The 12802-nt window shown below is 64.7% G+C and carries 13 protein-coding genes; 9 read left to right on the plus strand and 4 right to left on the minus strand.

Annotated elements, in window-relative coordinates:
- Positions 1-29: 29 nt before the first annotated feature.
- Positions 30-1028, minus strand: coding sequence for a bile acid:sodium symporter family protein (locus KVO92_RS10390; protein ID WP_217475578.1), 999 nt, complete (start codon positions 1026-1028; stop codon positions 30-32).
- Between the two features lie 82 nt (positions 1029-1110).
- Between KVO92_RS10390 and KVO92_RS10395 the strand changes: the two genes are divergently transcribed.
- A complete protein-coding gene (locus tag KVO92_RS10395; RefSeq protein WP_217475579.1) occupies positions 1111-1935 on the plus strand; it encodes an AraC family transcriptional regulator in 825 nt (274 codons plus the stop codon).
- 32 nt (positions 1936-1967) lie between these two features.
- Entirely contained in the window at positions 1968-2510 is a 543-nt protein-coding gene (locus KVO92_RS10400; protein ID WP_217475580.1) for a gamma carbonic anhydrase family protein, read from the plus strand.
- 492 nt (positions 2511-3002) lie between these two features.
- Here KVO92_RS10400 and KVO92_RS10405 read toward each other — a convergent pair whose 3' ends face one another.
- Positions 3003-3761, minus strand: a complete 759-nt coding sequence (locus tag KVO92_RS10405) for an SDR family NAD(P)-dependent oxidoreductase (RefSeq protein WP_217475581.1) — start codon at positions 3759-3761, stop codon at positions 3003-3005.
- Between the two features lie 112 nt (positions 3762-3873).
- Here KVO92_RS10405 and KVO92_RS10410 point away from each other — a divergent pair, with 112 nt between their 5' ends.
- Both KVO92_RS10410 and KVO92_RS10415 read left to right on the plus strand, forming a co-directional pair.
- Complete coding sequence (locus KVO92_RS10410; protein ID WP_217475582.1) at positions 3874-4815, plus strand: LysR family transcriptional regulator; 942 nt, start codon at positions 3874-3876, stop codon at positions 4813-4815.
- Positions 4816-4887: 72 nt separating this feature from the next.
- Positions 4888-5532, plus strand: a complete 645-nt coding sequence (locus KVO92_RS10415) for an HAD family hydrolase (RefSeq protein WP_217475583.1) — start codon at positions 4888-4890, stop codon at positions 5530-5532.
- Here KVO92_RS10415 and KVO92_RS10420 read toward each other — a convergent pair.
- On the minus strand, positions 5529-7472 hold the full coding sequence (locus tag KVO92_RS10420) for an alkaline phosphatase D family protein (protein ID WP_217475584.1): 1944 nt from the start codon (positions 7470-7472) through the stop codon (positions 5529-5531). The two genes, KVO92_RS10415 and KVO92_RS10420, sit on opposite strands and share 4 nt — an antisense overlap.
- Before the next feature lie 245 nt (positions 7473-7717).
- On the minus strand, positions 7718-8299 hold the full coding sequence (locus tag KVO92_RS10425) for an alpha/beta hydrolase (RefSeq protein ID WP_217475585.1): 582 nt from the start codon (positions 8297-8299) through the stop codon (positions 7718-7720).
- Between the two features lie 257 nt (positions 8300-8556).
- On the opposite strand from KVO92_RS10425, the gene oscA reads away from it, so the two are divergent.
- The 5 genes from oscA to KVO92_RS10450 all read left to right on the plus strand — a co-directional run bounded on the left by oscA (position 8557) and on the right by KVO92_RS10450 (position 12767).
- A complete protein-coding gene (gene oscA / locus KVO92_RS10430) occupies positions 8557-8736 on the plus strand; it encodes a sulfur starvation response protein OscA (RefSeq protein WP_217475586.1) in 180 nt (59 codons plus the stop codon).
- A 197-nt stretch (positions 8737-8933) separates the two neighbouring features.
- Complete coding sequence (locus KVO92_RS10435; RefSeq protein WP_217475587.1) at positions 8934-9938, plus strand: sulfate ABC transporter substrate-binding protein; 1005 nt, start codon at positions 8934-8936, stop codon at positions 9936-9938.
- Positions 9939-10042: 104 nt separating this feature from the next.
- Entirely contained in the window at positions 10043-10855 is an 813-nt protein-coding gene (gene cysT, locus KVO92_RS10440; RefSeq protein WP_217475588.1) for a sulfate ABC transporter permease subunit CysT, read from the plus strand.
- A gap of 10 nt (positions 10856-10865) precedes the next feature.
- Complete coding sequence (gene cysW / locus KVO92_RS10445) at positions 10866-11732, plus strand: sulfate ABC transporter permease subunit CysW (RefSeq protein WP_217475589.1); 867 nt, start codon at positions 10866-10868, stop codon at positions 11730-11732.
- Between the two features lie 54 nt (positions 11733-11786).
- Entirely contained in the window at positions 11787-12767 is a 981-nt protein-coding gene (locus tag KVO92_RS10450; RefSeq protein ID WP_217475590.1) for a sulfate/molybdate ABC transporter ATP-binding protein, read from the plus strand.
- Positions 12768-12802 lie beyond the last annotated feature (35 nt).

A 12802-nucleotide genomic window follows, 5' to 3' on the forward strand; every position in this document is an offset into this window, starting at 1 on the left:
TGGGGGCCTGCCATTGTGCAGCCTCATTACTAAGGTGCACACCGCGACTCTCCCGGCGCGGGCTCCTCCTCCCGCTGCGCATAGCGCTGGGCGAGCACCGTGCAGACCATCAGCTGGATCTGGTGAAACAGCATCAGCGGCAGGATGATCATGCCGACCGCGCTGGTGGCGAACAGCACCTGCGCCATGGGCACGCCGGTGGCCAAGCTCTTCTTCGAACCGGCGAAGAGGATGGTGATGCGGTCTTCCAGGTTGAAGCCCAGCAGCTTGCCCAACAGGCCCGTTAGCCACAGCACGATTGCCAGCAGCAGGCAGCAGGCCACCACCAATCCAAGCAGGTGGCCAAGCGGTACGATCTGCCAGAGCCCCTCGACAACCGCACCACTGAAGGCGGTGTAGACCACCAGCAGAATCGAGCTCTGGTCCACGGTTTTCAGCCAGGTCTTGTTGCGCGTCACCCAGGCGCCGATCCAGCGACGCGCGACCTGCCCGGCGATGAAGGGCACCAGCAGTTGCAGGACGATCTTGCCGATCGAATCCAGCGTCGAGCCGCTATCGCCTTCGACGCCCATTAGCAGCAGCACCAGCAGCGGTGTGAGGAAGATGCCGATCAGGCTGGACGCCGCGGCGCTGCAGATCGCGGCGGGCACATTGCCGCGCGCCAGTGAGGTAAAGGCGATAGCCGACTGCACCGTGGCGGGCAGGGCGCAGAGGTAGAGCATGCCCATGTACAGCTCGTTGCCCACCAGCGGGGTCAGCACCGGTTTCAGTGCCAGCCCCAGCAGCGGAAACATGATGAAGGTGCAGGCGAATACCAACAGGTGCAGACGCCAGTGGCCGGCACCGGCAAGGATGGCTTCGCGCGACAGCTTGGCGCCGTGCATGAAGAACAGCAGTGCAATGGCGGCGGCGGTCAGCCACTCGAAGAACACTGCGCCGCGCCCCTCGCAGGGGAACAGGGTGGCGATGGCAACCACGGCGAGCAGGGCCAGGGTGAAGTTATCGAAGAGCAGGCGGAGCTTGGCCATGTGGATTCCTTGGGACTTGCAGACGACAGGGATCGACCTTAACGTGGGCGCCACCTTCCGACTAACGCCAAGCAGGCACGAAATGTCGCCAATCGGACAAGAAGCAGCGTTGATCACCCGCCTCGGTGCGCTCAAGTCGCTGCCACGGCCGGTCTATGGCCAGCTCGACTCACCGCCCAACCTCAAGCTTGGCTACCGCCACAGCCACCCCTGGGTGCAGCTGTCCCACGCGGTCGAAGGCGTGCTCGAAGTGCGTACCGACAGCGGCCGCTTCATAGCACCACCGCTGCGCGCGGTGTGGATTCCGGCGGGCGTGACGCATCAGGTCTTCTGCGCGCCGGACACCTGCATCCGCAGCCTCTACATCGACCGGGCTGTCGCCGGCGATGCGCCCGAGCATTGCCGGGTGCTGCAGGTCAGCCCGCTGCTGCGCGAACTGATCCGGCACTTCAGCACCCTGCCCGAAGCCTATGCCGAAGACGGCGCGGAGGGGCGCCTGGTGCAGGTGCTGCTCGATCAACTGGGAAGCGCGCCAGAGGTCGAACTGGTGCTGCCCCTGCCCGCAGAGCCGCGCCTGCATCGGCTGTGCAAAAGCCTGCAGGCGCAACCGGAATCCCAGGAAGGGCTGGCCGACTGGAGCCGCACTCTGGGCGTTTCGGAACGGACCCTGAGCCGGCTGTTCCTGCGCGAAACCGGCCTGACCTTCCGTGCCTGGCGCCAGCGCATGCGGCTGCTCAGCGCCTTGCCGGCGCTGGAGCGTGGCGAGCGGGTGACCGACGTGGCGCTGGGCTGCGGTTATGAATCCCTATCGGCGTTTATCGCCGCCTTTCGTGAACAGTTCGGCGCCACGCCGGGCGAATTCTTCCGTCCCGGCAGCAACGCCGCCGAAGGTCGGGTCTATCAGTGACCAGCCGTTCTTACGCCTATAGGAGCAAACGCATGAGCATCCGAACCTTCCAGGGCCACACACCCGCACTCGGCGAACGCGTCTTCGTCGACCCCAGCGCCGTGCTCATCGGCGACATCGAAATCGGCGAAGACAGCTCCGTGTGGCCACTGACCGTGATCCGTGGCGATATGCACCGCATCCGCATCGGCGCGCGCACCAGCATCCAGGATGGCAGCGTGTTGCACATCACCCACGCCGGCCCGTTCAACCCGGACGGCTTCCCGCTGACCATCGGCGACGAAGTCACCGTCGGTCACAAGGTCACGCTGCATGGCTGCACCCTGGGCAGCCGCATCCTGGTGGGCATGGGTTCGATCGTGATGGACGGTGCGGTGGTCGAAGACGAGGTCATCATCGGCGCCGGCAGCCTGGTGCCGCCGGGCAAGACGCTGGAAAGCGGTTACCTCTACGTCGGCAGCCCGGTGAAGCAGGCCCGGCCGCTGACCGAGAAAGAGCGCAGCTTTTTCAGTTACACGGCCGGTAACTACGTGAAGCTGAAAAACCAGCACCTGGCCGAGGGCTGCGACGGCTGACGACCGACGCAGGCCCACAACGCCATGGCCTTGCGCGGCGCTGCTAGGCCCGTGTAGGAGCGGGCTCTGCCCGCGATCCCGGAGCCACGCCGAGCCACTCCAGCCGCCCATTGGCGACCAACGTCGCTCCCCCAAAAAGCCGACCCAGCCACGCCTGCACGCAGCCAACCTACACGCACGCCCCTGTAGGAGCGGGCTCTGCCCGCGACCCCGGATCCACGCCGTGCAACTCCAGCCGCCCATTGGCGACCAAGGTCGCTCCCCCAAAAAGCCGACCCAGCCACGCCCGCTCGCAGCCAACCTATACACGCGCCCCCTGTAGGAGCGGGCTCTGCCCGCGACCCCGGATCCACGCCGTGCCACTCCAGCCGCCCATTGGCGACCAAGGTCGCTCCCCCAAAAAGCCGACCCAGCAACGCCAGCACGCAGCCAACCTATACACACGCCCCCTGTAGGAGCGGGCTCTGCCCGCGATCCGGCGGTCACGTCCCGCTAGAGAAACATCCCGCCCGACGCCTCGATCCGCTGGCCATTGATCCAGCGTCCGCCCTCGCCGAACAGGGCGGCCACGGCCAGGCCGATGTCATCGGCCTGCCCCACCCGCCCCAAGGCCGTGTTGCTGGCGACGAAGGCGTTGAGGTCGGCGTTGTCACGCACCGCGCCACCACCGAAGTCGGTTTCGATGGCACCCGGGGCGATCACGTTGACGCTGATGCCACGCGCACCCAACTCGCGCGCCTGATAGCGGGTCAGCACTTCGATGCCGCCTTTCATCGCGGCGTAGGCGGCATAGCCCGGCAGCGAAAAGCGGGCCAGACCACTGGAAACGTTGAGGATGCGCCCACCGTCAGCGATCAGCGGCAGCAGCGTCTGGGTCAGGAAGAACGGCCCCTTGAGGTGCATGTTCATCAGCAGGTCGAACTGCGCCTCGCTGGTGTCGGCGAAGCTCACGTGCTCGCCGACGCCCGCGTTATTGAACAGAAAATCGATATCGGAACGGCCGAAGCGCTCCGGTAGCGCACCGCGCAAGCGCTCGGCGAACGCCGGGAAGCTCGCGCTTTGCGTCACGTCCAGCTGCAGCATCAAGGCCTGCGCGCCGCGGTTTTCGATCTCGTGCACCACCGCTTGCGCCTCAGCCGCCTTGCTGTGGTAGGTGCCGATGACGTCGACGCCCTCTGCGGCGAGATGCAGAGCCGCGCTACGCCCCAGCCCGCGGCTGGCACCGGTGATCAATGCGAGTTTGCGTTTCATGGTGGATCTCCCGACTGGTTAGTGACGGGACCAGCGTATTGTTCCAGGCAGTCCGGTTAAATCCATGAAGCTTGGATAGACTGTTCGTACACACCGATCAATCGATGCCGTCATGACTAATATTCTCGAATTGCTGCGGACCTTTGTCCGGGTCTATGAACTGGCCAGCTTCACCGCTGCGGCGGACAACCTCGGCCTGCCCCGTTCCACCGTTTCCGAACAGATCCGCGCGCTGGAGCAACGCCTCGGTGCCCGGCTGCTTCAGCGCACCACCCGGCGGGTCCAGCCGACCCAGGACGGCCAGCTACTGTACGAGCGCAGCCGCGACATGCTCGACCAGGCCGACGACATCGAGGCGCTGTTCCGTGACAGCCGCGCGCTCACCGGGCGTCTTCGCATCGACCTGCCGGTGGCCCTGGCGCGCAGCCTGGTGATGCCGCGGCTGGGCGAGTTTCTCGAGCGGCACCCGGCCATCGAGATCGAAGTCAGCGCCACCGACCGGCTGGTGGATCTGGTGCGCGAGGGGTTCGATTGTGTGTTGCGCATCGGCGAGGTGGCAGACACCGGCCTGGTTGCACGACGGCTCGGCCGCTATCCGCTAGTGAACTGCGCCAGCCCGGCCTATCTGAAACGGTACGGCATACCCAAGACGTTGGCAGACCTCGCCGACCACCAGCTGATCCATTACGTGCCGGTGCTAGGCGCACGTTCTGCCGGCTTCGAATACCAGGAAAACGGCAAGCCGATGTGCCTGCCGATGCAGGGCCGGGTGACGGTCAACAACAGCGACAGCTACAAACTGGCCTGCATCGGCGGTTTTGGCCTGATTCAGGTGCCGCTCGCCGGGGTCCGCGACGCCCTCGAAAGCGGCGAGCTGCAGATGGTGCTGCCGGACTACGTTCCGGCGCCGATGAGTGCATCGCTGCTATACGCCCACCGGCGCAACCTGCCGCGCCGGGTGCGCGCGTTCATGGACTGGCTGGCCGCGCTGATCGAACAGGACCTGGCCGCCGCGCAGGCGCTTGCCCAGCACATGCAAACGCGGGCCAGCTGAGCCCGTCACCGTTTGCCCTGACGCCGCGGGTTCGGGACAATTGTGGACCCACCCAGCAGCCGGCCGCCCTCCATGCACCACTCCACCATTCTTTTCGACCTCGACGGCACCCTCACCGACCCGCGCGAGGGCATCACCCGCTCGATTCAGCATGCACTGGCCCAGCTTGGCATCGACGAACCGGACCTGACCAAGCTCGAGCCCTTCATCGGGCCGCCGCTGCTGCAGGCATTCATGGAGTTCTATGGTTTCGACGAAGCGCGGGCCTGGGAAGCCGTCGGCCATTACCGTGAGCGTTTCAAGACGGTCGGGCTGTACGAGAACCTACTGTTCGACGGCGTGCTGGAGCTGCTCGAACACCTGCGCGGGCAAGGCCGGACGCTCTACGTCGCGACCTCGAAGCCGTCGGTGTTCGCCCGCGAGATTGCCCGGCATTTCGCCTTCGACCACCACTTCAAGCTGATCTATGGCAGCGAGCTGGACGGCACCCGCACCAACAAGGTCGAGCTGATCGCCCATGTGATTGCCGAAGAAGGGCTCGATCGGGAACAGACGCTGATGATCGGCGACCGCAAACACGACCTGATCGGCGCGCACCAGAACGGGCTGAAAGCCGCGGCGGTGGGGTACGGCTTCGGCAGCCATGCCGAGCTGAAGGCGCAATCGCCAGCGTATTACTACGCCACGCTGCCCGAGCTGCGCGCGGCGTTCGGCTAGGGCGTCTGGTCGCGCTCGGGAGCGAAGCTCACAGGCGGTGACCCATCGGCGTTGATCTGCTGCACCTGCGACGGTCGGCCCTCGGCATCGAGCCGAATACGACCGATGCCCGAGCCGTTCCACAGACGTTCGCCAGACCGGCTGCGGCTCGGCAGCCACGGCTGGACCCGCACCCGGCGGCGCTTGGTGAACCAGTTCAGTGGCGAGCGCGGCGAATACAGCCAGCGGTTGAGCCGGTCGAACAGGTCGAGCAAGCGCGGCGGAAACTCGTTCTTCACGCCGCTGCTGGTGATCTGCCATAACCGTGGCCCTTCGGCACGGCCACGAATGCGCACTTCATAGGCGAACGAGTAATGCACGTCGCCGGAGAGGATCACGTAGTTACCCGGCGTGCGGGTATGGCGAAAGATATTGAGCATCACCTGCGCCGCGCCGCGGTGGGCCATCCAGTTTTCCGCATCGACCAACAGCGACAGCCCGGCCCAGCTGAACACGCGTTGTACGGTCTCGATCAGCTTGACGCCGAACATCGGCGCCGGCGAGACGATGATCACCGAACGATGGTCGAGCAATTCCTGCTGGAAGTCCGTCAGCGCTTCCCAATCCATCAACCCGGAAGGCCGGCTCAGGTTTCGCTCGCTGCGCCAGCGTCGGGTACGGGTGTCGAGCACCACCAGCGCCGGCTCGCTGGGGATGACATAGCCCCAGTCGCCTCTGCCGAGTAGCTCGTCGACCACCCGATCGTGCAGCGCGCAATCGAGTCGCCCGTCTTCGCCGCTGCCCAGCAGCGCCTCGACCGCGCTCAATGACGTGACGCAGGCATCCGGCGCGTTGCCCCAGGCCTGGCACAGCAGATAGCCGAGCAAGGCATTGCCGATGATCCGCCGGGAAAATGGATGGCCGTAGGCGGTCTGCTCCCAGCGCGCGCTGAGGTTCCAGTCATCGGTGATGTCGTGGTCGTCGAAGATCATCAACGACGGCAGATGTGCCAACGCCCTTGCGACCTGCGGCAAGCCTGTCTGAAAGGCATCGATGCAGCGCAGCTCGCGCTCCCAGCGCTCGGCCAGTTCGGTATCCAGCGTGGGTTGCTCAAGCTCGATCAGCTGCCAGGGCACCGGCGACCAGACCAGCAGGTACATTGCCAGCACCTCGCCCAGCGACACCAGATGGTTGTGCGCGCTGGCCGTGGTGAACACCGGCTTTTCCACGCCCCCGAAGAACCGCTCGCGCAGGGCTTCGTTGGATCTGAACGCGGGCAACAACTGCTCGCGCCGGTAATAGGTGGCCGGATGCGCCAGCAGTTCATCGCTATCAGCGACAGTGGCGCCCTCGAGGCACTCGCCATACAGCCCGAGCCGGCGGATCAGCGCATGAATGGCGACCAAGGTCGGCCCGGCCACGTCGTCGGCGTAGATCTGGTCGCCAGTCATCAGCAGCGCGGCGGGCCAGCTTTCGGGAGATTGGCGGGTCTGGGCCACCAGCGAGTCCACAATGGCCAGGCCGTCTGTCGAGGGGTGATGAGGCTTGCGGCAGGAGCCATGCAGCAGGTGGTCGTAGCGCGAGCGGACCACGAATGCCGGCCGCTCGAATCCTTCGTGGATCAGGTGTGGTGCCCAGTCGGCGATGCCTCGCTCATGGCCGTCGGCCTGGATCAACAGGTCGTACTCGATCAACCGGTTGACGGGCAAGGGCTCGTCCAGGCGCAGATCGATCAGGCACAGCCAAGCCGAAGTACCGATACGCAGCCTCCGGCAGGCGTTACCGTTCAGCTCCAGTGATCGCATCGGCTCGCCGTCGGGGTGCAACGCCAGACGCAACGACAGCGGCTCACTGACCACCAGCCAGAGCACCAGGCGGTCCGCCTGCAATCTGCGCAGCAAGGGCCCTGCGAGCACGGCCGGCAAAGACGAAGGGTCAGCAGGTGGCACGCGGTCGTTCATGCATCGCTCGATCGGGTCGGTCAGGAATCAGAGTGTAACCAGCTCTGCGGGTTCGCCTGCAGCCGGTACACCCCACGACGACCAAGGAGCTGCGCCGGAACTTCAGTCCAGCGCGTGGTTGTGCTGCCGAGCAGAACTGACGCTGGATGATTACGGCGTCAGCTACATTACGGCTGAAACCTGCACCAACAAAGCCGCGCGCGAAGCCTTCTTGTGACAGCACCAGCGCAGCGGCCATCCCGGAGTCAGGCGCGCCGCCGCGCCTGTTGCTCGATCAGCGTCTGCAGACGATAGAGGAAGGCGAAGCCCTGCTCCCACCGATGATGGCCGGACTTCACGTTGATATGCCCGACGCCCGGTAGCACAGTCACCTCGCTGCCCCAGCTCTGGCCGAGGGCCTGGGCACGCTCGGCGCTGGCAGCGACATCGTTGTCCGATCCCACCAGCACGCTGGGGAATGGCAACGCCTCGACCGGCAACGGGGCAAAGTTCTGCAGCGCCTCTGGGCAGCCAACGCGCTCGACGTCCGCCGGCGCCACCAGCAGCGCACCACGCACGTGGCGCAGCGTGTCGTGCGAGGCGCTGGCAGCCCAGTGCGCGACCGTGACGCAGCCCAGGCTATGGGCGATCAACACCACCGGTCCCGCCACCGACGCAACGCTGCGCTCGAGTTCAGCCACCCATGCCTGACGCTGCGGCAGCCACCAGTCTGCCTGCTCGACACGTGCGGCGTTTGGCAGCGTGCGTTGCCAATGGCTCTGCCAATGCAGGTCAGGCGAGCCCTGCCAACCCGGCACGATGAGGTAATGAGTGGTGTCGCTGGCCATGGGAGAGGCTCCAAGATGCGTCAAGTGCCAGCGAGATTAACCAAGACGTTACCGTCAACAAAAGAATAAGAATTTATTTGCTTATGCATTTTTTAGCAGAAACGGATTGTCAGGCAGACGCTTCTGTTATCTCTAAAAAGAATATAAATGTTCTTAAACATTATTTTAAAGCATATCCGAACACCCCTTATGATCCGCTCGACTCCGGTTAGAACCGCCGCACCACCCTGTGGCCTATACCCGTCGAGGAACCAAGAATGACGAACACGCTTCCTCCTCCGGAGGCACCGGACGACGCAGCCCTGCTGCGCGAGATCCGCGCGGCGCTGCACGATCTGAAGTTTGGCTCGGTCGAAATCACCCTGCATCACGGTCAAGTGGTGCAGATCGAGAGAAAAGAAAAATTCCGTCTGCAGCCCACCGGCAAGCAGGCCTGACCCAAGACCCACCCCGACCGGACCACCGGAGGGCGTGACATGAACCTACGCCAGGAAAGCCCAACCATGTACACGCCGACCCAGACCGCCCTTCTGCTGCACCGCTGTCGCTGCCGAATGCGTAGCTGACGCACCCGCCCGACCCAAAACCCTAAGCAATACACAACGCGTCCGCACGGATGCGAGAAGGAGCCGTCATGTCCATCGGAAAGTCCATCCTGGCCGTTCTGGCCAGCACCCTCATCGCCGGCCAGGCGTTTGCCGCCAGCGAGCTGCTCAACGTGTCCTACGACCCGACGCGCGAGCTCTACGTCGATTTCAACGCAGCCTTCAACAAGCATTGGCAGGCCCAGGGCAACGAGCCGCTGCGTATTCAGCAGTCCCACGGCGGCTCGGGCAAGCAGGCCCGTTCGGTGATCGACGGCCTGCGCGCCGATGTGGTGACGCTGGCGTTGTCCGGCGACATCGACGCGCTGAACCTGAACCAGCGCTTGATCGACCCGAACTGGCAGGCGCGTCTGCCGGACAACAGCACGCCCTACACCTCAACCATCGTGTTCCTGGTGCGCAAGGGTAATCCGAAGCACATCAGGGACTGGGACGACCTGATCAAGGAGGGTGTCGAGGTCATCACCCCCAATCCGAAAACCTCCGGCGGTGCCCGCTGGAACTTCCTCGCCGCCTGGGCCTATGCGCGCGAAAAGTACGGTAGTGAAGACCAGGCGCTGGCGTTCGTCACCGAACTGTATCGCCACGCGCCGGTACTCGATACCGGTGCCCGCGGCTCCACCATCAGCTTCGTTCAGCGCCAGCTCGGCGACGTGTTGCTGGCCTGGGAAAACGAAGCCTATCTGTCGCTGGCCGAAGAAGGCGGCGACCAGTTGGAAATCGTCACCCCCTCGCTGTCGATCCTCGCCGAGCCGCCCGTTGCGGTGGTCGACGCCAACGTCGACCGCAAGGGCACCCGCAAGGTGGCCGAGGCCTACCTGGAATACCTTTACAGCGAAGAAGGCCAGCGCATCGCCGCGAAGCACTTCTACCGCCCGCGCAACGCCGGCGTGGCAACCGAATTCAAGGATCAGTTCCAGGACCTGAAGCTGGTCACCATCGACAAGGATTTCGGCGGCTGGAAACAAGCGCAGCCCAAATACTTCGATGACGGTGGCGTGTTCGATCAGATTTTTAAAGTGATCAATCAGTAACTGGACGCTGACCGAGCGCGAACCAGCGCTGAGTGAGGGGACCGCCACACGGCGGCACCTCACACGGCCTGAACGTCAACGCTGCCCAAAAGTACGGAAGACCTATGTCTCGACGCACGTCCCCGGTCATACCCGGCTTCGGACTGACCCTGGGCTACACCCTGACCTACCTGACGCTGGTGGTACTGATTCCGCTGGGCGCCATGTTCGTCTACTCCCTGCAGCTGAGCCTGGATCAATGGTGGGCCCTGCTCACCAGCCGCCAGGTGCTGTTTTCCCTGAAGCTCTCCTTTGGCACCGCGCTGCTGGCAGCGCTGATCAATGGCGTGCTCGGTATCGTCATCGCCTGGGTACTGGTGCGCTACACCTTTGCCGGGCGGCGCGTCATCGATGCCATGGTCGACATGCCCTTCGCCCTGCCCACGGCAGTGGCGGGTATCGCCCTGACTGCCTTGTACGCCCCCAACGGCCTGATCGGCTCGCTGTTTCCATTCAAGATCGCCTACACGCCGCTTGGCATCACGCTGGCGCTGGTGTTCGTCACCCTGCCCTTCGTGGTGCGCACCCTGCAGCCGGTGCTGGCCGACATCCCCAAGGAAGTCGAAGAAGCCGCCGCTTGCCTGGGTGCCCGTCCGATGCAGGTATTTCGTCATGTGCTGCTGCCAAGCCTGCTGCCCGCTTGGCTGACCGGTTTCGCACTGGCGTTTGCCCGCGGCGTCGGCGAATACGGCTCGGTGGTGTTCATCGCCGGCAACATCCCGCTGAAGACTGAAATCCTGCCGCTGCTGATCGTCTCCAAGCTGGACCAGTACGACTACCCTGGCGCGACCGGGATCGGCGTTCTGATGCTGGTGGTGTCTTTCATCCTGCTGCTGTTGATCAACCGGCTGCAGCGCCGCATGCAGCCGCGCCTCTGAGGAGCCCACCATGAGTCTTGCCACCCTCGGCAGCGCCACCGTGCGCGCCTCGACCCGCCGCTCCCCCGGCGCTTTCATCCTGATCGCCATCGCCTGGGCGGTGTTCGCCGTGATCCTCCTGCTGCCGCTGTATATGGTGCTCAGCCAAGGCCTGAGCCGCGGCCTGGACTACTTCTGGGACGCCATCGGCGAGCCGGACGCGATCTCGGCGCTGCAACTGACCTTGCTGGCGACCGCCATCTCGGTGCCACTCAATGTGATTTTCGGCCTCGCCGCCGCTTGGTCGGTGGCCAAGTTCGACTTCCGTGGCAAGAGCCTGCTGGTGACCCTGATCGATATGCCGTTCTCGGTCTCGCCGGTGGTCGCCGGCCTGATTTACGTCCTGCTGTTCGGCAGCCAGAGCGTTCTCGCGCCTTGGCTCGACACGCATAACCTGCAGATCGTCTACGCGGTGCCCGGCATCGTCCTGGCAACGCTGTTCGTCACCGTACCCTTCGTTGCCCGGGAGCTGATTCCGCTGATGGAGGAACAGGGCAGCACGGAAGAGGAGGCCGCTCGGCTGCTCGGCGCCAACGGCTGGCAGATGTTCTGGCACGTGACGCTGCCCGATGTGAAGTGGGCGCTGGTCTATGGCGTGGTGCTGTGCACGGCGCGCGCCATGGGCGAGTTCGGCGCGGTCTCGGTGGTCTCCGGGCACATCCGCGGTGCGACCAACACGCTGCCGCTGCACATCGAGATTCTCTACAACGAATACAACATCGTCGCCGCCTTCAGCGTTGCCATCCTGCTGTTGCTGATGGCCCTGGTCGTGCTGCTGCTTCGCCAGTGGAGCGAAGTGCGCCTGAGCCGTCAGCTGCAGGCCAATCGAGACGACTGATCGCACCACGCCGCATCCGTGCGGCCCGCCAACCGAATCCAGAAGGGCACTGCCATGAGTATCGAAGTCAAAGGCGTCAACAAACGGTTCGGCGCATTCAAGGCGCTGGACGACATCAGCCTGAACATCCAGAGCGGCGAACTGGTCGCCCTGCTCGGCCCTTCCGGCTGCGGCAAGACCACCCTGCTGCGCATCATCGCCGGCCTTGAGCAGCTGGACAGCGGCAGCATCGGCTTCCACGGCGAGGACGTCTCGAACCACGACGTGCGCGACCGCAACGTCGGTTTCGTGTTTCAGCACTACGCGCTGTTCCGCCACATGACAGTGTTCGACAACGTCGCCTTCGGCCTGCGCATGAAGCACAAATCGGTACGCCAGAGCGAAACGACGATCAAGCAGAAGGTCCATGAGCTGCTCGATCTGGTTCAGCTCGACTGGCTGGGCAACCGCTACCCCGAGCAGCTGTCCGGCGGCCAGCGTCAGCGCATTGCCCTGGCCCGCGCCCTGGCGGTGGAGCCCAAAGTGCTGCTGCTCGACGAGCCTTTTGGCGCGCTGGATGCCAAGGTGCGCAAGGAGCTGCGCCGCTGGCTGGCACGGCTGCACGAGGAGGTGCACTTGACCAGCGTGTTCGTCACCCATGATCAGGAAGAAGCGATGGAGGTCGCCGACCGGATCGTGGTGATGAACAAGGGTGTGATCGAGCAGATCGGCTCGCCCGCCGAGGTCTACCGCCAACCGGCCAGCGATTTCGTCTATCACTTCCTGGGCGACGCCAACCAGTTGCAGGTCGGCGCACAGCAGATTCTCTTCCGCCCGCACGAGATCCACCTGTCACGCGACGCCGGGGTCGATCTTCAACCGGCCGAAGTGCGCGACATTCGACCGCTTGGCGCCGTCACCCGGGTCACCCTGCGGGTCGCCGGCCAGCTGCAGCCCATCGAGGCAGAAGTCGCGCATGATCACCACAGCCTGCCGGACCTCGTGCGCGGCGAAACGCTGTTCTTCAGGCCGGCAACCGCCGTCGCAGCGCGCTGATGCACAGCCGCCGCGCTGTTCCGGCGGCCAAATGC

It is taken from the genome of Stutzerimonas stutzeri (assembly GCF_019090095.1).
Taxonomy (GTDB): Bacteria; Pseudomonadota; Gammaproteobacteria; order Pseudomonadales; family Pseudomonadaceae; genus Stutzerimonas; species Stutzerimonas stutzeri_AN.